At 67.7% G+C, this 22,985-nt stretch carries 16 protein-coding genes; all 16 read left to right on the top strand.

Annotated features, from left to right (window positions below; translation table 11 throughout):
- Position 1: 1 nt before the first annotated feature.
- Genes AC1DSF_RS24325 through AC1DSF_RS24400 form a run of 16 tightly spaced genes read left to right on the top strand, consistent with a single transcriptional unit; the run spans position 2 to position 22,974 of the window.
- The gene (locus AC1DSF_RS24325) at positions 2–655 is read left to right on the top strand and encodes a CIS tube protein (RefSeq protein ID WP_478183575.1); all 654 of its coding nucleotides are present in this window, start codon (positions 2–4) and stop codon (positions 653–655) included.
- A complete protein-coding gene (locus tag AC1DSF_RS24330; RefSeq protein ID WP_478183576.1) occupies positions 655–1,848 on the top strand; it encodes a phage late control D family protein in 1,194 nt (397 codons plus the stop codon). The genes AC1DSF_RS24325 and AC1DSF_RS24330 overlap by 1 nt, the downstream gene beginning before the upstream one ends.
- A 15-nt stretch (positions 1,849–1,863) precedes the next feature.
- Complete coding sequence (locus AC1DSF_RS24335) at positions 1,864–2,529, top strand: phage baseplate assembly protein V (protein ID WP_478183577.1); 666 nt, start codon at positions 1,864–1,866, stop codon at positions 2,527–2,529.
- 13 nt (positions 2,530–2,542) lie between these two features.
- A complete protein-coding gene (locus tag AC1DSF_RS24340; RefSeq protein ID WP_478124324.1) occupies positions 2,543–2,824 on the top strand; it encodes a PAAR domain-containing protein in 282 nt (93 codons plus the stop codon).
- Positions 2,825–2,828: 4 nt separating this feature from the next.
- Entirely contained in the window at positions 2,829–3,242 is a 414-nt protein-coding gene (locus tag AC1DSF_RS24345) for a GPW/gp25 family protein (protein ID WP_478124323.1), read from the top strand.
- Positions 3,239–6,703, top strand: a complete 3,465-nt coding sequence (locus AC1DSF_RS24350) for a putative baseplate assembly protein (RefSeq protein WP_478183578.1) — start codon at positions 3,239–3,241, stop codon at positions 6,701–6,703. The genes AC1DSF_RS24345 and AC1DSF_RS24350 overlap by 4 nt, the downstream gene beginning before the upstream one ends.
- A gap of 5 nt (positions 6,704–6,708) precedes the next feature.
- Positions 6,709–8,844 (top strand): putative baseplate assembly protein, encoded by a 2,136-nt coding sequence (locus AC1DSF_RS24355; protein ID WP_478183579.1) that lies wholly within the window; start codon positions 6,709–6,711, stop codon positions 8,842–8,844.
- A 2-nt stretch (positions 8,845–8,846) separates the two neighbouring features.
- Positions 8,847–11,675, top strand: a complete 2,829-nt coding sequence (locus tag AC1DSF_RS24360; RefSeq protein WP_478183580.1) for a hypothetical protein — start codon at positions 8,847–8,849, stop codon at positions 11,673–11,675.
- Positions 11,672–12,664: a hypothetical protein gene (locus AC1DSF_RS24365; RefSeq protein WP_478183581.1), complete on the top strand. Its 993-nt coding sequence runs from the start codon at positions 11,672–11,674 to the stop codon at positions 12,662–12,664. The genes AC1DSF_RS24360 and AC1DSF_RS24365 overlap by 4 nt, the downstream gene beginning before the upstream one ends.
- A 5-nt stretch (positions 12,665–12,669) precedes the next feature.
- On the top strand, positions 12,670–14,775 hold the full coding sequence (locus AC1DSF_RS24370; RefSeq protein WP_478183582.1) for a phage tail protein: 2,106 nt from the start codon (positions 12,670–12,672) through the stop codon (positions 14,773–14,775).
- A gap of 20 nt (positions 14,776–14,795) precedes the next feature.
- A complete protein-coding gene (locus AC1DSF_RS24375; RefSeq protein WP_478183583.1) occupies positions 14,796–15,581 on the top strand; it encodes a hypothetical protein in 786 nt (261 codons plus the stop codon).
- Positions 15,582–15,592: 11 nt separating this feature from the next.
- The gene (locus tag AC1DSF_RS24380) at positions 15,593–16,510 is read left to right on the top strand and encodes a hypothetical protein (protein WP_478183584.1); all 918 of its coding nucleotides are present in this window, start codon (positions 15,593–15,595) and stop codon (positions 16,508–16,510) included.
- Between the two features lie 35 nt (positions 16,511–16,545).
- Complete coding sequence (locus AC1DSF_RS24385; protein WP_478183585.1) at positions 16,546–19,173, top strand: eCIS core domain-containing protein; 2,628 nt, start codon at positions 16,546–16,548, stop codon at positions 19,171–19,173.
- A gap of 2 nt (positions 19,174–19,175) precedes the next feature.
- Entirely contained in the window at positions 19,176–21,269 is a 2,094-nt protein-coding gene (locus tag AC1DSF_RS24390) for an eCIS core domain-containing protein (RefSeq protein ID WP_478183586.1), read from the top strand.
- Positions 21,266–21,853 (top strand): HEAT repeat domain-containing protein, encoded by a 588-nt coding sequence (locus AC1DSF_RS24395; protein WP_478183587.1) that lies wholly within the window; start codon positions 21,266–21,268, stop codon positions 21,851–21,853. The genes AC1DSF_RS24390 and AC1DSF_RS24395 overlap by 4 nt, the downstream gene beginning before the upstream one ends.
- Entirely contained in the window at positions 21,850–22,974 is a 1,125-nt protein-coding gene (locus tag AC1DSF_RS24400; RefSeq protein ID WP_478183588.1) for a prolipoprotein diacylglyceryl transferase family protein, read from the top strand. Before AC1DSF_RS24395 ends, AC1DSF_RS24400 begins: the two co-directional genes overlap by 4 nt.
- The last annotated feature ends 11 nt before the right edge of the window (positions 22,975–22,985 follow it).

Genomic DNA, 22,985 nt, shown 5'->3' on the forward strand with positions numbered 1-22,985 from the left:
CATGGCACTCGCCAAGGCAAGCATCGCGGTCGAACACACGGGCGCGCGCTTCGACGTGATGTTCAACCCCGAGGAGTACGGCCTCAACAAGGACAACAACTACGCGTCGCAGGCCATCCCCGGCCTGGGCTCGCCGATTCTGCAGTTCGTGCATGGCAACCTGCGCACGTTGGAGATGGAGCTTTTCTTCGACACCACCGACACCCGCACGGATGTGCGCGCCGAGACGCAGAAGGTGGTGGACCTGCTCAAGATCGATTCCGAACTGCATGCGCCGCCGGTGCTGCGCGTGGCCTGGGGGTCGCTGCAACTGCGCTGCGTGCTCGCGCGTGCCAACCAGAAGTTCATCAAGTTCCTCGAAGACGGGCGGCCCACGCGGGCGCGCGTCACGGTGAGCTTCAGCGAGTTCATCGACCCGGAACGCGAGGCCAAGGAGGTCAATCGACAGACCGCGGACTTCAGCAAGGGCTACACAGTGCAGCGCGGCGACACGCTCTCGGCCATTGCCTTCCGCTTCTACGAAGACCCGGCGCTGTGGCGGCCCATCGCCGCGGCCAACGACATCAACGATCCGCGTGCCATCGAACCGGGACAGGCGCTCAAGGTGCCGGCCCTGCCCTTTACCGATCCGGCCACCGGGGAGGTGACATCCTGATGCGCCTCGCTCCTGAATTCGCGATCAGCATCGACGGCAACGCCATTCCGGCGGCCTTGCGCGCGTCGATCGTCTCCGTCACCCACACCGACGGCATGGAGGGTGCGGACCGTGTCGAAGTGAGCATCGCCAACACATCGCTGCAGTGGCTCGACCATCCGCTGCTGCAGGTCAACAACGAGTTCCGCCTTTCGATGGGCTATGCGCCCGGCCCGCTCGAAGAAGTGTTCGTGGGCGAGATCACCGGCATCGAGCCCTCTTTCCCATCGAGCGGCATCCCGATGATCCGGCTCACCGCGCAGGACTACCTGCAGCGCCTGCAGATCGGCACCAAGGACCGCGCCTTCCGCATCAAGATTCCGTCGGTCGGCAATTTCCCGCTGCCGGATTCCGCGGTGGCCGCGCTCGTGGCCGGCACCAATGCCCTGATCCCTGAACTCGACCCGGTCGGCGGCACGCTGTCGACGCTGATCGGACTGGCCACCTTCCTGGCCTTTCCGCAGTTTGCGCAAATGGCAGTGCGCAAACAGAGCGGCGTGGACGACTTCCAGTTCCTCACCGAAGTCGCCAAGGACAACGGCTGGCAGATGTACATCGACCACACGGCCGAGCCGCACGGGCGGGTGCTCAAGTTCCAATTCCTGATCCAGGACTACGCGCCGAGCCTCACGCTGAAATGGGGTGCCTCGCTGATGGAGTTCACGCCGCGCCTCACGACAGTGGGCGACATCGAAGGCGTGGCCGCGCGCGTGTGGGTCGACAGCATCAAGATGGATTTCGTCATCGCCCTGAACTGGGACTACGACCGCGCGATGTTCAAGCTCTCGATCACGCCCGGTGGCGAGATCGGCGAGCTGCTCGCGCCGGGCAAGGTCACGACGCTGAAGCCGACCAGCTACGCGACCGCGCCGCGCAAGATCCTCACCGAGCTGCTGCCCAAGCTCAACAACCGGCTGACGGGTTCCGGCAGCACGGTCGGCGATCCGCGCATCAAGGCCAGCCGTGTGATCAACCTGGAAGGGCTTGGCGACCAGTTCGGGGGGCTCTACCGCATCACTTCGGCCACGCACACCATCGACGGCGGCGGCTACCGCACGAGCTTTCAGGCGCGCAAGGAAGTCTGGTTCGGGTCCATTCCCTTGCCCAAGGGCCGCGGCGGGCTGGTGCGGCTGCAGGGCCAGTTCACCGTATGAGCAAAGGCGGCCACCATGGATGACCAACTCTTCGAACGGCTCGACCAGCTCGGCGTCGAATCGCAGCCCGATGGCTTTGCGATCGCGCCAGGCGTGGTGACCAACAACCTCGACGCGGTCGCCGAGGGACGGGTGCAGGTGCGTATTCCGTCGATCCCCGCGATAGAGCCGTGGTGCCGCCTGCCTTCTGTCGGTGGCGGCTCGGGTCGTGGCTTCGTGTGGGTGCCGCAGATTGACGACGAGGTGCTGGTCGCCTTCGCGCAGAACGACGCGAGTGCGGCCTATGTGCTGGGCGGCCTGTGGAGCACGGCCGACCGGCCGCCGCTCACCTTGCCCACCGACTTCCTCACCAAGCGCGTCATCAAGACCGGCATGGCCGGCGGTCTCGGCCACGAGATCGAGTTCGACGATCTGGAGCAGTCGATCACCATCACGACCAGCACGATGCAGAAGGTGACCATCGACCCCTTGCAGATCAAGCTGGAGAACACCGCCGGCACGCTTTCGATCACGCTCGACAACACGACGCAGACCGTCACGGTGCAGGCGGCCGTGAAGATCGAACTCAAGGCCCTGCAGATCTCGCTCGAAGGCACGCAGGTAGACATCAAGGGCACGATGGTGAACATCCAGTCCTCCGGACCCTGCACCGTCCAGGGCCTGCCGATCAAGCTCAACTGAGGAAGGAAACGCCATGCCTTTCGCAGCCCGCGTCGGCGACCCCACCGCTCATCCCGGCGTCATCACCGGCCCGGGCGTACCGATGGTGCTCATCGGCGGCATGCCGGCCGCCGTGATGGGCGACATGCATGCGTGTTCCATGCCGCCGCTCGCCGGCCCGCACCCGCCGACGCCCATCGTGAAGGGCAGCCTGACGGTGCTGATCGGCGGCCGGCCGGCCGCACGCATGGGCGACATGAGCGGCTGTGGCGCGCCGATCGTCATGGGCTGCCCGCTCGTGGAAATCGGAGGCTGATGCGATGGCCCGGATCGATCTCACGTCGTCGTTCCTTGGCAAGGGCTGGAGCTTTCCGGTGTGCGTCGATGCCGGCCAGACGGCCACGGCCGCCTATGACGAAGACGTGCGGCAGGCCATTCTCATCATCCTCGGCACCGACCCCGGCGAGCGCGTGATGCGGCCGGACTTCGGCGCGGGGCTGCGCGCGTTCGTCTTCGAGCCGCTCAATCCTTCCACGCTGGAGGCGCTGCGCCAGCGTGTGATGGAAGCGCTCATCGACTGGGAGCCGCGCATCGATGTCGACAGCGTCGTTGCCACGGCCGATGTGGCGAGCGTGGGCAAGGTGCTGATCGAGATGAGCTACCGGGTTCGTGCGACCAACTCGCATGCCAACCTGGTCTATCCCTTCTACCTCGAGGAAGGGTCCGCGCAGTGAACACGAAGCCTACCGTCGACCTGGACCGCCGCGACGCGCAGGCGCTGCTCGCGGCCCTCCTCGCCCGCCGCGTCGGCTATACGCCCGAGTGGCTCGCGGCCGACAAGAGCGCCGGTGTCGGCCTGGCCGCCATCGTTGCGCGCTACCTCGAAGCGGTGGCCCAGCGGCTCGAACAGGTGCCGCCCAAGCTCAAGCTCGGCTTCCTCGACATCGCCGGCCTGAGCCTGGTGCCTGCGCAGGCGGCGCGCGCGCCCGTCGTGTTCAAGCTGAACGATCAGGCGACCGGCGGCTCGGCCCCGGCCCGAACACCCGTCGGTGCCGCACCTCCGCCCGGCAGCAGCGAGCAGATCCTCTACGAGACCGAACGCGCGGTCGGCGTCACGGCAGGGAAGATCGTGCAGATCGTGAGCCTCTGGCCGGGCCGCGACGAATACATCGACCACACCGCGGCCTTCCTGCGCGGCGATCCGGTCGAGCCTTTCGCTGCGCGCCTGCGCGGGCCGACGCCGCATCAGCTGTATCTGTCGCATCCGGTGTTGCTTGCGCTGTCGGGCAAGGTACGGCTTTCAGTCGAATTCGAACTGCAGCACGGCGCGACCTCGGGGCTCGACATCGTCTGGGAGTACTGGGACGGCGCCACTTGGCGCGGCTTCATTGCGACCAGCACCGAGTGCGGTGGGGCGGCCGCCGCGGATTTCGACAGCACGGACGGACTCACGCAAAGCGGGAGCTTCGTTCTCGAGACCGATTGCGCATCGGCCGCAAAGACGAAGGTGAACGGCAGCGACGGCTATTGGCTGCGCGCGCGGCTGACTGAACCGCTGCCGCCCGACCCGGGGCAGTCGCTGCCCGAGGTCGACACCATCCGCCTGTCGAGCACGGTCAACGGCGCGCTGCGCGGACGCATCGCCGTGGGCAAGGCGGTCGCTGCGCCCGCCGTGGCAAGTGAGGCGTCGCTCCTGCTCGCCTACAGCAAGGCAGCGCCGACGCCGAACCCACCGAGCAGCCTTGGCGGAGTGGTGAGCAACGCAGCGGGTCGGCCCGTCGAGGGCGCCATCGTGCGACTGACCGACCCCGCCGACCCGACGCGCGCGGCGTACACCTCCTCACCGACCGGGGCGGACGGCATCTATCAGATCCCCAATGTCAATTTCAGCCGCACGTATCTGTTCGATGCGACCTTCGCCGGCATCACCTTCTCGGCGCCCGACGAGCTTCGGAGTCCCGCGCAGGCCGCATCGACGGTGCGGCCCAAGGTCGACCTGACGCTTTCCGTCGAAGGGCTCGCGGCGGACAAGGCCTTCGCCGATGCGACGGCGCTCGACCTCAGCAAGCCTTTCTATCCGCTCGGCCAACAACCGCAACCTGGCTCCGCCTTCTATTTCGCCAACGAGGAAGCCTTCGGCAAGCCGCTGGCCAAGGTTCGCATCTACATCGCGCGCACGCTGTCGCCCCAGGACGAAGGGGCAGTGTCGGGCTCGACGGCGCTCGCGCACCAGGTGGACTGGGAATACTGGAACAGCCGCATGTGGGCGCCACTCGCGGTGACGTCGAACTTCGCGGACTCGAAGCTCGACCTCGATCGCACCGAGGTGATCGACTTCACCGTGCCGATCGACATGACGCCGGTCAAGGTCAACGAACAGGAGGCGCGCTGGGTGCGTGTGCGCCTGCAGAGCGGCTCCTATGGCTTCAAGCAGACCATCAGCTTCAAGACCGACGCGGCGGGTGTCGGTACCAGCAACACCTTCACCTACGTCGCTGCGCAGCCGCCGGTGCTCGCGTCCTTCGCCATCGGTTACACGTGGCAGTACGGGCCTTTCCATGCCGAGGGCGTGCTGGCGTACAACGACTTTGCCTACGTCGAGCGCACCGCCGAGGCGATGTGGCCGGGGAGCACCTTCGCGCCCTTCGAACGCGTGCGCGATCTCACGCCGGCGCTCTATCTTGGGTTCGACAAGCAGCCGCCCGTCGACCAGCTCGGTCTCTTCTTCGACGTGGTGGAAGCGCCAGATGCACCGCTGGGTCCTGCGCTGGTGTGGGAATACTGGGACGGACTGGAATGGACGCGCACGCCAGCCGACGACGAGACCGGCTACCTGCGTCGCCCCGGCATCGTGAACGTGCTCGCGCAATCGGACGACAGCGAACTTGCACGCTTCGACGCGCCCCACCATTGGCTGCGTGCGCGGCTGAAGGAAGACGGGCCGCCCGGCGAGCCGGCGTTCACCTCGCTCTTTCCGAACGCGGTGTGGGCTTCGGAGCGGCACACATTGCACGACCTGCCGCTCGGCACCAGCAACGGCACGCCCAACCAGCGCTTTGCGCTCACCCAGACGCCGGTACTCGACGGCGAGCGCATCGAGGTGCGCGAGCTCGGCGGGCCCCGCGCGAATGTCGAATGGCGCATCCTCGCCATGGAGCTGTGGAACGGCGACGGCAGCGTGCTGGCGCAGTTCGAGCAGTTGCTGGCGCGCGAGTCCACCGACACGCAGGTTGCGATCGGGCCGCTGCGGCTCGTGCGAAACCGGCAGAAGCAAGTGACCGAAGCCTGGGTCCAGTGGGTTCGGCGCGAACAGCTCTTCTTTTCCGCGCCGACCGACCGGCACTACGCGCTGGATGCGAGCAGCGGGCGTGTGGATTTCGGCGACGGCGAGAACGGCCGCGTGCCGCCGGCGAGCGCGGCCATCCTCGTGCGCGAGGTGAGCGTGGGCGGCGGCTCCAAGGGCAACGTGGCGGCCGGCGCGATCAAGCAGTTGCTGGGCGTGGTGCCCGGCATCCAGGATGTCTTCAATCCGCGCGCAGCCGAAGGTGGCGCCGATGGCGAGCCCGCGTCGGCGGTGCTCGATCGCGGTCCGCGCACGGTGCGGCATCGCGGCCGCGCGGTGGCGCCGGCCGACTACGAGACGCTCGCCGTGCAGGCTTCGCCGGCGGTGAAGATGGTGCACGCCATCCCCGGCCGAAGCCCCTCCGGGCAGACGCTCGCGGGATGGGTCACCGTGCTCATCGTGCCCGGCAGTCTCGATGCGCAGCCCTATCCCTCTTTCGGTCTGCGCGAGCAGGTGCGCAAGTACATCGAGGCGCGCGCGCCGGCCGATCTGGCGGCGCTGCGTCGCATTCACGTCACCGGCCCGACCTACCTGCCGGTGGGCGTCACGGCGAGCATCACGCCGGTCGACCCGAGCCAGGCCGGCGCGGTGGAGCAGAGCGTGCGCAATGCGCTCGGACGCTTCCTGCATCCGGTCTTCGGCGGCCCGAACGGAACGGGGTGGGACCTGGGGCGCGATGTCTACATGTCCGATGTCGCAGCCGAACTCGAACGCGTGCCGGGCGTCGACTACATCGAATCGCTCGACCTCGTGATCGGCGGCGTGCCGCAGGGCGAGTCGGTGCGGGTGGCGGACGACGAAGTGGTCGCGGCCGGGCCCATCGTGCTGCGCATCGACGAATCGGGAGCCTGAGCATCATGTCGATCGCATTGCCCAACCTCGACGATCGCCGCTGGTCCGACCTCGTGGAGCAGGGCCGCGCGCTCGTGCCGCTCTATGCGCCGGAATGGACGGACCACAACGCATCCGACCCTGGCATCACGTTGATGGAACTCTTCGCCTGGGTGGCGGAGATGGACATCTACCGGCTGAACCGCTTGACCGACGCCCAGAAGCTGCGGCTGCTCGCGCTGATGGGTGTGCGCCCTGAACCACCGCGTCCTGCCACCGTGGCGAGTGCGCTGCGCATCACCGCGGGCGCGAGTCCGGTGTCGCTGCCTGCAGGGAGTGAATTCGCGGGCACGCGGCTTGACGGAACGCCCGTGCTGCTGCGCTCGAAAGCCGCGATCGACGTGGTCGCCGCCGGCCTGCGCGCCGTTCAACGCAAGGACGCCGGAGGCTTCCAGAATCTCACCGCGGCATGGACGCGCCAGGAGAGCATCGCGCTGTTCGGCGACGACGCGGTGCCTGGCGCCGAGCTCTATCTGGGCTTCGACCAGGCCCTGCCCGTCGGCGCCTGGGCGCAGCTCTACTTCTGCATCGATGGTGCGCAAGCGAGCCTCGCCGAGCGGGCGCGCATCGCGGCCGATGAGAACGCCACGGGACCGCTCGTGCATCACGGCGCGCGCGTGGCGTGGGAATACCTTGCGGACGTCGGCGCTTCAGGCACCTGGCTTGCGCTGGAGGCCGTCGACGACACGCGCAGCTTCAGCCTCACCGGTTCGGTGCGACTGCGCCCGACGCAGGGCATGAAATCGGCGGCGCTCGGGCGCATCGCCGAGGCGCTTTGCTGGGTGCGCTGTCGTTTCGATCAAGGCGCATTCGACGACGCGCCGCGCGCCACCCGGCTGATGTCCAACGGCGTGGAACTCGTGCAGTCGGTGCCAGTGACGACTTCGTGGCCCATCGCGATGGGCACCGTGGTCACGGGCAGCCTGACGCCCGGCCAGTCCACCGGCCTGCGACTGACCGTGCAGAAGGGACAGATCGTCGCGCTGTCCGTGGACACTGCGCCCGACGCTCCTGCCTTCGTCCTGCTGGCCTACCAGGCCGCGACCGCGGCCCTGCCGGGCCTGCTCGTCATCGAAGGCTCGCTCGCGGGCACCGGCACCGGCGAGCCCGGCCAGCGCATCACCTTGAGGCAACGACCATTGGTCGAATCGAGTTTGCGTCTTTTCAGTGTCGAGAACGACCAATACCGCGAATGGAATCAGGTGGATGACTTCGCGGCGTCCACCCGCGCCGACGCGCATTTCCATCTCGATTCGACCCGCGGTGAGGTGGTGTCCGGCGATGGCGAGAAGGGCAGGGTGTTTCCGAAAGGCTGCCAGGTGTTCGCTAGCTACGAAGCGACGCAGCCGGCTCCCGCGCTGTCGCAACTCACCGGGCTGGCCGATACGCCGCACAACCGTGCCTTCATCACCGATGCGAGCGCCATGGGGCGCGTCGCCGCCGACGCGCCGATTGCAGTCGAAGCCGCTGCCGATGCCGAGACGCTCACGCATGCCATCGGACGCGCGATCGCATCTCGTGAAGCCCGGCTGCGTGCCGTGACGGTCGAAGACTTCGAGGCCATCGCCACGGAGACCCCCGGCTTGCGCGTGGCGCGTGCCATCGCCCGGCCCAACCTCTACCCGGCGCTGCAATGCGTGAACGCGCCCGGCATGGTCACGGTGATCGTGATGCCGACGCTGCCGCTGTCCCGCCCGGTTCCGGGCATGGGCTTCATCGAGCGCATCGCAGTGCGCATCGAGGCGCGGCGCACCATCGGAACGCGGGTGGTGGTCGCGGGCCCTCGCTATCTGGAAGTGGCAGTGCACGCCACGCTCAAGGCCTTCGAGGGCACCGACTCAAAGCGGCTTGCCGCGCAAGTGGCGCAGGCGCTCGATGCCTTCTTCGACCCCCTGGGCGGCGGACCCGATGGCACCGGCTGGCCGCTGGGCCGAGACGTCTACCGCGCCGAGGTGATGCAGGTCATCGACCAGACGCCCGGTGTCGATCACGTCCTGTCGCTCGAACTCATCGCCGAGGGCTGCGCGCCCACCTGCGGCAACGTCTGCCTGCGCCCGACCTGGCTGGTCGATGCGGGGCCGCACAACATCGAGGTGGCCTGACCATGTCGACTCCCTACCGCCGCGATCTGGAAAGGCTGCGCTATTGGCAGGGCCAGACCTTGCGCAGCGTCGATGCACGCGACCAGGAGCGCTTCGATGCGCTGCGCCGCCAGTTGCACAACCGCGCGCTGCATTCCACCGGCGGGGTGGCCTTCGGGCTCGCAGTCAAGTTTTCCGACAGCGACCGCCAGACGGTCGAGGTCGCTTGCGGCTTGGCCTACGACGCGCGCGGACGCGAGCTGATCCTGCAGCGTGCGCGCCGCATCGCCGTGCCTACGGCGCCGAGTTGGCTGGTACTTCGCATGAAGAACGCCGCCCCGTCGCGCGCGTCCACATGCTGCGTGCCCTTCGACGCCGGATGTCCATCCGCCGACACGCAGCTGCTGGAGCAGGATGTCGAACTGGCCTGGGCTCCGCGTTCATCCTTCGCCCCCGCCAACGGTGTGATGCTGGCGATCTTCGGCGACGGCGTGCTCGACGACAAATTTGTGCCGACGCAGGCCAGGCCGATCGCCCGCCCACGACTTGCGCGCGGCGAGACTGTGAAGGGCGACACGCCCTGGGAGCCTTGGGTGGTCGAGCGGCCGGACGGCAAGGGCGGCATCCAGAGCCAGGTGGTCGGGGTGCAGACGCACATCGACACCTCGGCGAGCGGCTTCACGCAGACGCCGCGCTACGTTGCCAACCTGCAGGCGCAGGACTGGGATTTGGCCACTGCCGAGTTCGCGCCGACCTTCTTTCCGAGCCTGGCCGATCCGGCGGCGGACGGCTTCACCTTCCGGCTGCTGATGACCGAAATCGCGCGGCGTCGCAACAGCGCGTGGTTCGGTACGGGAAGGGTCGCTTCGATCGCCCGCGGCGTCGGAGATCGACTGCTGGTGGAAGTGGACCCGCAGGCCACGTTCAAGGTCGGTGACGTGGTCGCGCAGTTGCGGCCGCGGGCAGGCTCCGTCGTTCGCATCGACACTTTCGCCGGCAACAAGCTCACGCTCGCCGCGACGCTGCCGGTGGAAGCGGGCGTCACGACGCTCGCAGTGGCCAATCTGCCGCGCATGGCCTCCGTGCTCGAAGTGCTGCCCGAGGACCCCGCCGTGCTGGCGGCCTTCACGGCCACGCTGCCGGTGAAGAAGGGCGACGTGCTGCAACGCACCGCCGACAGTGCGCTGGCCGTCGTGGATCGCGTGTCGCAAGGCAAGCTCACCATCGGCAAGCCCTTCGCCGGCTGGAAGGCCACAGACCCACTGATGGTCGCCCGCATGACCGGTGCCGCCGATGTGAAGACCGTCTCGACATCGGCCGACGGCGCCAGTCTCGTGCTGGAGCTCAAGCCCGCGACGCACGGTGTCGAACTCGGCATGTCCCTCGTGCTGCTGGATGGCGACAAGCTCCCGCTTCCGCTCGCGAGCACGCCGAAGGTCACCAGCCATGGCGGGGCCATCATCGAAGTGCAGCCGGTGCCGAGCGCCGCCGAGATCGCGGGCCTCGCGCGCGTCGCGCCGCTGGCCGCCGGCATCACGATCCAGAGTCTGCAGCCCAAGAACCGCAGCACTGTCGGGGTCGACAGCGTCGGACCTTTCGATGTCGGCGATTTCGTGGCCGCGTCGGACGATCCGGCGCACGTCGCGGTCGTGGAGCAGGTGAACAAGGGCAAGAAGCAACTGGAGCTGAGCACGGCGCTCGCGGTCAAGGCGGGCTCCGTGATCGTCGGCGTGAACTGGCAGACAGCAACCACGGTCGATGTCTTCGATTCGAAGATTCCGAACAAGGTGACCGTGGGTCGCGCAAAGGCGGCGCTGCCAGGCGACTTCGTGGCGCTGCGTGCAGCGGACGAGTTCGCAACGGCAGTGCCGGTTGCGAGCGTCGCCGACAAGGTCCTCACGCTGGACGGGTCGCTCGTCGGCGCGGCACGGCTCGACACCCTTGCGGTCGGCCGCTTTCCGCGCATCGCGACCGTCGTTTCGCAGGACACGGACCCGGCCAATGTCGCCATTGCCGAGGCCGGTGCCTTGAACGCCGGCGATTGCGTGATGCGCGTGCCGTCCGGCGATGCGTCGGTCGACGAGGGTGCGGTCGTGCAGGTCGTGAGCATCAGTGGCACGCAGGTCGTGCTGTCCGAATCGCCTGGAGCGCTCGCGCCCGGCGACAGGCTGGCGACGGTGCACTGGCGCGATCTCGCGGGCGTCAAGACCGTGGACCCGGCCGACGCGACGCACGTCGAGGTCGACGGCACCGTGGCCTTCCGGGAAGGCGACGTGGTCGGGGTGTTCACGCACCATGCCGACGCTTCCAACCCGGGCTATGTCGAGAAGATCGAAGGCAACCTGTTGACGTTGCTGCCGGGACTGGAGCACGGCGACGGCATCGTGGACCAGGGCTGGATCGACGGCGGCATCGTCGGCCCCGCCGCGGTGAGCCTGCCCTCGCCCGTGCAGTTGTCTTTCCCGTCACTCTGGCAGCCGCTGGTGCGCATGGAGACGCTCGAGGGGCTCGATGGTCGCTCGCCCGCGACCGCCTATGGCCTCGACCTGCTCACCGGCCAGTTCCAGTCGCGCAGCGTGTTGCCGCTCATCCTGGACCCTGCGGGCGCCCACTTGATCTTCTTCATCCAGAGCACGGAGCCTTACCGCTTCCGTCCCGAGACGCTCTCCCTGATCACACGCTTCAACACCGACTTTCCGCGCGCGTTTGCCACCTTCGCGCAGAAGCAGCAACTCGTGGTGCGCTGGATCGGCTGCCAGGAGGAGTTTTCCCCCGCTCGCGGCTGTCCGGCGCAGGCGCCCTACGACGTTTGCGTGTCCGCTGCGCCGGCGACTTCCCCGGAGAACTCATGACCCTATCCATCATCGGTGACACCCGCTTCGTCGAGCGCAGCACCTTCTTCAACGGCCAGCGCCTGTTCGCCTCGGATCTGCAGGGCGTGGAGGAATTCAATCGCCAGATGCGCTGGCTGCACAACCAGAGCCTGCACCAGCCGGGCATCGGCGCCGGCTTCGCGGTCAGCGGCGCCAAGGGGGATCGAGAGGTGTCGATCCAACCCGGCTATGCGATCGATTCGGCCGGGCGGGAGATCGTGCTGACCGATGCCATGGTGCTGGCCGTGCCGCCGGTTGCGGGCGACGAATTCGGCGCGCCGGTGTTCTTCGACCTGACCGTGTCGTACCCGGACGAACGCGCGCTCAACGTGGCGGAGACGCGCGAAGGCGTCTGCGGCGCGCCGACCGGGGCGATTCGCCTGCGCGAGACACCGGTGTTCTGCTGGGTTCGCCTGGGGCCGGCGCCGGATCGATTGCCCAAGGACCCGATCCTCCGGGACGCGGTGCAAGACGGCACGCAACTGCGGCTCGCCCGCGCCCAGGTGCTCAACTGCAAGCTGGAGCAGCCGCTTTCGCTGGCCCAGCGCCGCAACGCGCGGCCTGCGGCCCAGCCCTATGTCGCCAGCGGGGCCACCGACAAGCTCGACTGGACGGTGTCGGGCGGCGGCGCCTCGGGCTTCGGGGTGCAGCTCGTCGCTGCCGTCGACACCACGGAGGCCGCCTTCCGCACCGCACCCTGCTATTCGGCGCAAGTGATGGGCAGCCGCGAGTTCACGTTCGATGTGAAGGGCAAGAAGGTGATGCGGCTGGTCGATGGCTTCGTGATGCTGCTGGCTGCGGACAAGTCGGGCTTCCGCTTTTCGCTGCTGGTCCCGGATGCGCTGCTTTCGACCTTGCCGCCATCCGCGGACGACCCCGATCCGACGAATGCCTCCGATTTCGAAGCGCAGTTGGCCAAGCAGGCCAGTGACTTGTGGACCATCGACTGGATCGGCGTCGAGGGATGAATGCCATGGACCAGGACACCCATCCTTTCCGCCACCTGAACGACGACGGCCTCTGGCCGCGCTTTCACTGGCAAGGACTCACGCTCGGCGAGGACGGTGCGTTGCGCCTCCCGGGACTGCCCGCCTTCGACGGCGTACCACCGGCGATGCCGCAAGCATCGAACACGCAGCCACCGGCCGCAGGCCTCGCGGTCGACGCGGACGGCTCGGTCTACATCAGCGATCCGGCGAACGACGACATCTGCCGCCTCGACGGCTGCTTCGGAGAAGTCGACCCCGCGCCCTGCATCGGCGGCCACGGATCGGGCGACGCGCAGTTCGACCGTCCCTCGGGCCTGGCGATCGCGCCGAAGCGGCATGCGCTGTATGTGGCGGACGCCGGCAATGGCCGCGTGCAGATCTTCGACCTGGACTCGATGGCACTGTCGGAAGTGCTGGATGGATTCGTGACGCCTCTTTCGTTGGCGCTGGACGAGGAAGGCCGCCTGTACGTGGTCGATACCGGAGCGAAACGCGTCGACCTGTTCAGCACTTCGGCCGACAAGCAGCCTGCCTTCGGCGACATGGTCGCAGCGAGCGGCCATGCGGGCGACCCTTGCGCGGTCGCCTGCGAAAGGAAGTGGGTGTACGTGCTCGACGGGTCCACGCACGAGCTGTGCGTCTTCTCGCAGGACGCCCTGGTGGAGGTCGTGGTCACCGGCATCGCGGCGGCGAGCGTCTTCACCGTGATCGACGGCGCGATCTACCTGGGCGACCCGAACCGTCGGCGCATTGCCGTGTGGCAACGCGACCAGGCCGGCAAGTACCGGTACGTGGGCGACGCGGCCGACTACGACGGGCCGGTGGCAGCCCTTGCGTCTGACGGCGCGGGCGGACTGCTGGTGTCGCCCGGCGGCTGCGTCGCGCCCTTCCGGTTGCGACTCGACGCCAGCCATGCGACCGAAGGCTGGCTCTGGAGCGATGCCATCTACTTCGACACGCTCACGCATGACTGGAACCGCCTGCATGCCGACATCGACCTCCCTGACGGCAGCCATGTGCAGTTTTTCGCCTTCACCGGCGCTCGCGGAACGCCACCGCCGCCGCCATCGCCGGAAGGCATCTTCGGCGCACCGTGGCGCGCAGTCGGCAGCGATGTGACCGACTTCTTCATCGACCTCGCCGGGGATTCGAAGCAGGAGGCGCTCTGGCTGGGCGCGCGCTTCGCCAACGAACTGCATTCGACGCCGGTGCTGTCGCAGGCGCGGGTCGACTTCGACCAGACGAGCTACCTTCTGGCGCTGCCTGCGATCTACCGCGAATCCCGCGAATGCGGGAATTTCCTGCAGCGCTATCTGAGCCTCTTCGAGAGCTTCTTTGACGAGCTCGAAGCAAAGGTCGACGGGCTGCCGGCGCTACTCGACCCGGCCGCGGCACCGCCCGATGCGCTGCCCTGGCTGGCCGGCTTCCTCGCGCTGCCGCTGCCCGAAGTGCAGGCGGAAAAAACACAGCGCGAATCCATCGCAAGTGCCTTTGCACGCTACGCCAGGCGCGGCACGGTCGCGGGGCTGCGCGAGACCCTGCGCGAAGAGGCGGGCGTGCGCGCGCTGATCGACGAGCCGCTACAGGCCATGGCCTGGTGGGGATTGCCCGCGCCGTCCACGTCGTGCAAACCCGGCGAGGCCGGCACCTGGACGGACGGAGGCGACTCCATCCTCGGCTTCAACACCGTGCTCGCAGACGCCGAGCCGCAGGGCGCGGTGGTCGGCACCACGGCCACGTTCGACCGCTCGCAACTCATCACTCAGGACGACTTCGGAACGCCGCTCTTCGAGGCGGCCGCCTACCGCTTCCTTGTGCGGCTCTATCCGGGCGACCTGCATTGCGCCGGCAAGCTCGAAGAGGTGCGCGCCATCGTCGAACGCGAGAAGCCGGCGCACACGCTCTACGACCTGTGCGTGATCGAGTCGGGCCTGCGCGTGGGCTACCAGGCCTGCCTGGGCATCGACACCCTGCTCGGTGGCGGTCCGGCCGAGCCGGGCCTGCTGGGCGATGGCGCCCTGGTACTGGGCGGGCAGCCGCGCGCGCGGCTCGGCATGGACAGCCGCGTGGGCGAAGGCGCACAACTTTGATGGACACCAGGAGAAACGACATGCAAGACGATTCGGTCGAATGCGATGCGCTGAGAAGCTTTTCTCGCCCGCGCTACTTCTACGGTCAACTGCTCGACGTTCGTCATTTCGAATCCGAGCAGGCCTACTTCAAGCGCAAGCAATGGATGCGCAACCGGCTGATCGACGGCTTCGGCGTCGTGTGCGGGCTCGACGTGCAGGTGGGCGACGACGAGCACAGCGTGGTCGTGCTGCCCGGGCTCGCGCTCGACAGGCAAGGGCGCGAGATCGTCGTGCCGACGCGCAGCAAGCCGCTCGCGATTCCTGCGCGCGCAGCACCCGAAGGCGCGCCATCCGGCAACAACGGGGGCAGCAACTACGGCAACGAGGACCATTGCGACGATGACTGGGTGCACCTCGTCGTCTGCTACGAGGAATGCAAGGCCGACCCCGAACCCGTGATGTCGGGCGGCTGCGACACCACCTCGCGCTGTTCACCGGGCGCGATCCGCGAGGGCTACTCGTTGTCGCTGCAAGCTGGCAAGGCGCCCGACATCCCGCTCGATTCCGTCATCCAGGGGCTCGTCAAGGGCAACAACATCAACTACCGCGCGCTGGTCGAATGGGTCAGCGCGCCCTGCGATTGCGACAGCGGGCCGGGCTGCATCACGCTCGCCAACATTCATCTTCCCGCGACGGACAAGACGCTGGAGCCCTCGGACATCGACATCTCGGTGCGGCCGATCGTCTACAGCCTCGATCTGCTCTGGGAACTGGTGCTGGCGCTCAGCCACGACGCTCCCAACCGCCGCTCCGGCAAGAACTGAAAGGAAGCAACATGTCCACCATGACGGCAACCAAGTCGATCGGCGGCTGCGGATGCGGCGGAGGGTGCGGAGGCGGGTGCGGATGCACGTCCACCTCATCGGCGGGCGGCATCACCGGCCGTGGAAGCATCGAGCGGCCGCGCTTCTTTCCGCGCCAGCTTGTCACGCCCGACGACCTGACGCTCGGCCAGGAGTACTTCCGCAACAAGCTGCGCCGCATGAATCGCTATCTGCACGGCTGGGGCGTGGTGTGCGGCGCGAAGGTCGAGATAAGCAGCAAGCCGTGGATGGTGATCGTGCATCCCGGCTACATCCTGGGTCCGTATGGCGACGAGATCGTGATCGAGCAGGACGTCTGCTTCGACCTTCGCACGCGCTGCACGTCCGGTGGCGCAGACGCCTGCGACGACGTCGTGATCGATCCCCTGTGCCCCGATCGCACCGTCGACACGGGTCGCACCGGGAACGCGCCGCTCTACATTGCGCTTCGCTACAAGGAAGTGCCTGCACGGCCGGTTCGCGTGGCGCCAGTGGGTTGCGGCTGCGACGACACGAGCTGCGAGTTTTCGCGCTGGCAGGACGGCTATGAAATATGCGTGCTCGATGCCTGCCCCGACTCGCACGCCAAGCCGCCGAGCCTCGACCAATTCGCGAAGCCGACGACCATCCCGGAATGTCCGCCGTGTCCGACCGAGCCGTGGGTGGTGCTCGCGATCGCGACGGTCGACGGCCAGGGCAGAGTAGTCTCGATCGACAATTGCGGGTGCCGCCGCATGGTGCGCACGCTCGCACCATACTGGTGGCAGTGCTCGGATCCGGTGGTGCAGGCGCCTGCGCCAACGCCTGCGCCAGTGCCGGCACCGGCACCCGCGCCGGTGCCGGTGCCGGTGCCGGGAACGAACAACACGCCCGGTCGTCCTCCCGGCTGAAGCCCAGGCGATACGGCGGAGAGAAATGCGCCACGATGAGCCAGTCCCATAGAACCGCAGTCCAGGCAGCAAGCCCGCAGCGCGGTGCGTTGGGTGGCGTGCCGGGCGCTCGCGTGTCGCAATTCAGCGAGGCCGTCGGTCCTGCCAACGATGCATTCGAGCAGGAGGCCGATCGAATCGCGGACGCAGTTCTGCACGGCGGGCGCTGGCATCCGCCGAGGCAGGGAGGATGGTCCGCGGCCAGTGGGCCCGACGGCCAGGGTGCGCCGATCCGTCGCGCACCGAAGGCGGTCGCGGAACAAGCGCCGATTGCCGCGCCGGAACCGGCCGCGCCTGCGCGTGCACCCCAGCCCGCAGCCGCCGTGACCGATGCGGCACCTGTGCTGCTGGTGGCGGACGATGCCGAGGTCACGCGGGGACAAATGCGCAAGAGCGAATTCATGAAGGCCTTGCGCGCCGGCATCTGCGCCTCCGTCGACGCGGCGCTGGCCGGCACCGGACGCGACTCGCAGGGTTGTCCGTGGATCGACCACTGGCTCGGCTACTACGAAGCACGCGGCGCCGCTGACATCGAGCGCGCGCTGCTGCGCTATGCACCCGAGGCAGCCGGCGCATCGAGCGCCTCGCAATACATCCGGGTCGTCTCCGCCCGCGTCAGCGTCAGCGCACGGCGATGGGCGAATACGGGAGAAGTCACCGGGCTGCCCGAGGAAGCGCCGGCCGGAGGCGCTGCTGGCGGCCTGCTCGCGGGTGTCGGCGCGATGTTCTTCAAGGCGCGCTCGGGTGGCGCACAGGCCGCCGACCCGGTCTCCGTGCGCGAGGAACTCGGGCGCGGAGAGTCGCTTGGCAGCGGCTTGCGCTCGCGCATGGAAGGCGCGTTCGGCACCAGCTTCGCCGCCGTGCGGCTGCATACGGATGGCGCGGCCGCGCGAATGTCGAACCGGCTCAATGCGCGTGCCTTCGCGGTGGGCCCGCACGTGGCCTTTGGGGCCGGCGAGTTCCAGCCGGGCACGCTGGCAGGCGATGCACTCATTGCGCATGAGCTGGCGCATGTGGTGCAGCAGGGGCATGCGGCGACGGCGCTCGATGGGCGCGCCGATGCGCGTGGAGCGGCTGCCTCGACCGAAGCGCTGGAGCAGGACGCGGACCGCTCGGCGGCTGGTGCGGCGGCGGCGCTTTGGGGCGCGGGATCGTTCTCCGAGTTGCGCAGCCAGGCCAGGCCGCGCATGCGCTCGGGGCTCAGCCTGCAGCGCTGTGGCGGTGGCCAAAAGGCCGCGGCAGGTCCGCAAGTGAAGGTCAAGCTGTCACCGGCGCAAGAGCGCCAGGATTCGATTGCCGGTGCCAGCGAGCGGCTGCGCGACGTCGACAAGTGGGTCTCGTTGCAGCAAAAGGTGCAGAAGGTCCCTGACATCAAGGGAGTGAGCAAGCTCGACAACGAACAAGCCACCAACGTCGCGACGGCCATCCAGCTGTTGACGAAGGCCAGTGCGCTCTCCGGGGCAAAGGCCCTGGACCCGTTGCGGCCCAAGCTCAAGGACGTGCTCGACCAGACTAAGGTCGCCAACAACCCGAAGACCGGGTACGGACCGCAGGACGACGCATTGGCGAGCAAGCACGCACTGAACCTAGCGATCACCGCATCGAATGAACTCGACGAGCTGGTCGTGAAGGCCAGCGCCTTCGTGGACGTGAAGGACATCAAGAAGGACTCCGACGCCATCGCCACGGCGCTCGCAGGGGCCCAGTCCAATCCCGGCACCATTGCGGACGCGAAGGACGAGGTCGAGAAGCGCGTCAAGTCGATCGGCAAGCAGATCACGGAAATCCAGTCGCGCGACACCGAGACGCCCAAGGCCATGGAGCACGTGATCTTCGTGCTGCGCAGCTTTCTCGCGCTCAATGCGCCCGCGCGCGGAAAGGCGCCGAGCGAGGAAGAGATCAAGACCTTCACGAGCGAAGCGCACAACCTGCAGCACGACTTCGGCGTCGTCTTCGGCGAAGGCAAGGTGGTGCAGGGCTTCGATGCGTTCCTGCTCTACGCGGACCTGCTCGAGAAGCAACTCGCGGTGCGCGCAAAGATGGCGCAGGCCAAGGTTGCTGCCAAGCCGATACCGACACAAGGCAACGCAGAGGACTATTTCAAGTCACTCAAAGGCAAGAAGAACGACGAAGTGTTCGCGGCCTACACGGACTATGCAAGTGCCTTCTTCTTCCATGGACAGGTGGCAACGCTCGCCGACATGGACGTGGTCGATGTGTCGGAGCTCTACAAGACCCAGCTCTCGGTGTTCGGTGTGCGAAGACTGGTCTGTACGGGCTACGCGCTGCTCGGCGCACACCTGATGGTGGAAGCTGGCGCTTCGCTCAGGGAGTTCGTGGTGGCCGTGCGCGCGACCGACACGGACATTGCCGCGAACAAGATCGATGAAGGCCACGCCCTGGCCCACCTGACGCGGCAGGGAAAGCACTTCTGGGTATCGAACCACCTGATCGTGATGACCGAGAACGACGGTATCGGACCGAATGCCGTGGCCTGGGAAAAGAAGGATGCGCCGCTGCACAAGCACAGCGGCCCGACGCTGAAGGCCGCGAACCAGGCCCTGGCGGATGCGCTGGCCGGCGGCGGGCGACGACCTGCCCAGCCGGGCGGGCGAAGGAGGTAGGCATGGCCACGAAGAGAGCACCCGCCGATTCGAAGGCCGCGAACCGTTCGACGGCGGCGCGCGGCCTGCCACATCGCAGCTTCGTCGAGCCCGTGGGACGGGTCGACGATGCGGCCGAAGTGCAAGCACACCGCATTGCCGACGCGGTGGGGCGCAGCGACTTCCACGGCTTGCCCGAGACAGGATGGTCGGCAGCTTCCGGGGCCGGTGTGCCGACGATCAGGCGCGCGCCCAAGGACGAGCCACCGCCCGCAAAGGCACCCGCGCCACCCCCTGCCGCTGTGCAGGACCTGTCGCAAGAAAAAGGGCAGGAAAAGGGGCAGCAGCCGGCCGCCGACCAGGCTTCGCACCTGCTGGCAGAGGACGATGCGACCGTCGTGCGCGGACAGATGCGAAAGAGCGAATTCCTGGCCCGCCTGCGCGAGTCCGTTTGCAATGCCGTCGACGAGGGTCTGAGCGGCACTGGCCGGGACTCGCAGGGTTGTCCGTGGATCGACCACTGGCTCGACTACTACGCGGAGCGCAACGCGTCGCAAATCGAGGTCTCGCTTCGCCGCTATGCCCCCGAGGCACGCAACGCGACAAGCGCCGACGCTTACATCGGTATCGTTGCCGCAAGAGTGCATCGAAGCGCGGTGACCTTTGCCCGCACCGGGCAGGTGGTCGGCATTCCGCAGGACCTGCCCGCTGGCGTCATGCCCGGCGGCGAGATGCTCGATGCCTTCGGCGGCATGTTCTTCAAGGCACGTCCCGGCGGGCCGCGTGCGGCGACGCCGCCCGGATCGATTCACGAGGAACTGGGCGAAGGACGGCAGTTGCCGGCAGACGTGCGCGGCCGCATGGAGCCGGTGTTCGGCACGAGCTTCGCGGATGTGCGGCTGCATGCGGACGAAAAGGGCGCGCGGTTGTCGGACCAACTGAATGCGCACGCGTTCACGGTCGGCCGCCATGTCGCCTTCGGTGCCGGGGAATTTCGGCCCGGCACGGTCGCGGGGGACGCCCTGATCGCGCACGAACTGGCCCATGTGGTCCAGCAAGGAAGCAGCACGGCATCGAGCCCGATGACGAAATCGAACGACGGCGCGGGCAGGCTTGAAGCGGACGCCGATCGCTCGGCCGCCGCAGCGGTCGAGTCGCTCTGGGACCGGACGCGCACGTCCACGGGTGATGTGCGCAGGAACGCCGTGCCGCGCATCCGGACCGGACTGCGCCTGAGTCGGTGCGGCAAGAGCGAACGACAAAAGGAGATCGAGCGCCTGGGCAAGCTCCAGGGCGGCTACATGGAGGACAAGCGCAAGGCCGAGGAGGCTCGCCTCAAGAAGGAAGCGGAGGACGAAGCGAAGAAGAAGGGCTTGCCACCGCCGGCCAAGGCGCCGAAGGTGGAACTCGAGGACGTCGTCAAGAAGGACGTGGATGAACACAGCCTCAAGGCGAGTCCGACCACGTCCTGGGACACCGCCGACCAGCCGGCATGGAAGAAGCGTGCCGCTGCCGCATGGGCCAGCGTGGTGGCGAGCGTGAAGGGCACCGAGCTTGAAAAAGTTGCAAAGGGCGTCACGTTCAACTTCGATCCGGCGGCAGCGCTCAAGGGCGGCTTCTATGCCTCGCAGAACGGCAATACGCTGACGGTGGGCATGTCGTGGGTTCAGATCGCCGAACTGGACCCGAAGAACGTATGGGAAAACCTTGCCCATGAGATGGCGGGGCACCTGCAATACGGCACGACCTATTCGAGCGAAATCATGGACGCAGCACTTTCGCCGCTGTCCGCCGATGAGCGCAAGCGAGTGATCGGCGACCCGCAGAAGTTCTTCGAAGCGTACAAATACCCCGAAACCGAAATTTACGCGTCGCTCTGGCAGCGCCGATATCGTGTACCGCCAGGCGGCGGCAAGGAGCTTCCGTCCGGCGGGATCCATCCGGATGACAACATCGTGAAGAGGCTGAAAGTCATGAAGGACGTCCTGCACCCCGATGTCGCGAGGGCCGTGCTCAAGGAGCTGAAGCGACGCGTCGATGCCAACGACGAGATCCTCCAGCGCGACAAGGACTTCTTCGTGCTGAAGGTCAAGGAAATCATGGGGATCAGCTTATGACCGCCGAACAGGGTGACGCGCAACTCGATCGTCTTGCGAGCGATGCCGCGTCGATCTACGAGGATGCGTTCCGGTGGTTCCGGGCGCAGGGGCCTGCGGCTGCACCGTTGCTGCTGCGGGGGCTGGGCGATCGCACCTTGGGGCCGACCGGGCGCTGGCGCATCCTGCTGTTGCTGCGGGAGCTTGCCTTGCCTTCGACCCTGCCGGGAGTGCTGGACGCCTTCCGCGAGGCCTTGGCCCAACGCGATCCGGTCGTGCTCCCGGGCGCGATGGAAGCCGTGGCCGCCATCGACACGGAGGAGGCGATCTCCGCGCTGGTCGAGGTGCTGGATTGCGGCAACGCGGATTTCGTGAATCACGCCGCCGTGCTGCTGGGCGATCGGGTGGCCGGGCAGGGCAGTGGCGCGGCGACCGCGCAGTCGGCGATCATGGGCCTGCTTGCAAGTCCTGTGGCGGCGTCGCGCGCAAGCGCGGTGCGCGGCCTGCTTCGTGCCGGCACGCCGCTCGCGATCGACGCACTGCGACGACACCGCGCGACCGAGCCCGATCCCCAGGTGCTTGAATTGCTGAAGGGGGCCCGGTGAACCGCCGTCCACCGTCCGGCTGGCCGCGACCGCGCATGCGGCTGCTGGGCCGCGACTGGAGCAGCTTCCAGGTGTGCGGGATGACGGGTCTCGTGCTCGGCGCCTCGCTGGCGATGTGGCTGGCGGGGCAGACGGGTCTGTCGCGTACCGTGCTGTGCGGCCTGCTTGGCGTGGCGGCGATCGTGTTCCTCACGCTGGCGATGGCGACCAAGGTGCTCACCGGGAGGGAGTCGCTCGTCTATTACCACCACGAAATAGCGATCCTCGCGTGCTGCGCCTTGGTCCTCCGTACCCGTGGGCTGCCGGTGTTGCCGTACCTTGACCTCACGGCACTCGGCCTGGGCGTGTTCCTGGCGTGCGGGCGCCAGGGCTGCCTGATGGTGGGTTGCTGCCATGGCAAGCCGCATGCGTTCGGCGTCGCCTACAGCGAGGCCCATGCCGACGAAGGCTTTCCGCATCGCTATGTCGGTGTTCGCCTGTTTCCGGTGCAGGCCCTCGAATCGCTGCTGGTGCTGGCCATCGTCTGCGGCGGCACGCTGCTCGTGCTGCAAGGCTGGGCGCCCGGGACGGCACTGTCGTGGTATGTCGCCACGTACTCGACCCTGCGCATCTGGCTGGAGGAACTGCGCGGCGACGCGCTGCGGCCTTACTGGCACAGGCTCTCCGAAGCGCAATGGACCTCGATGCTCATTCTCTCCGGCGTCGTGATCGGCGAGTGGCAGGGGCGCCTGCCGATGTCGCCATGGCATCTCGCCATGCTCGTGTTTGCTGTGTTGTCGATGGCCTGGCTCGCTATCGGACGGTCTCCTCTCCGCATGCTTGGGCTGGCCGGCCACGCGGGCGAGATCGCCGACATCGTGCAGGCGGCGCCATCTTCGGCGCGGTCCATCGATGTCAGGCGCACCTCGTTGGCGATCTGCCTTTCCACGCAAACGCTGGAAGACTCCCAAGCCCTCCTGGTTTCCTTGTCCCGGGCCGACAGGCGGCTCACGGCGGATGAAGCACGTACGCTCGCGCGGCTGATTGCGCGCCTGGCCTTTGCCGGCACCAGCCGCCGTCGAGAACTGCTGGACAGCCGACGCGGCGTGTTCCATTTGATCCTGCGCGGCGAGTCGCGCTGAAGGGAGACTTG

Source organism: Variovorax sp. 01N429 (assembly GCF_056399425.1).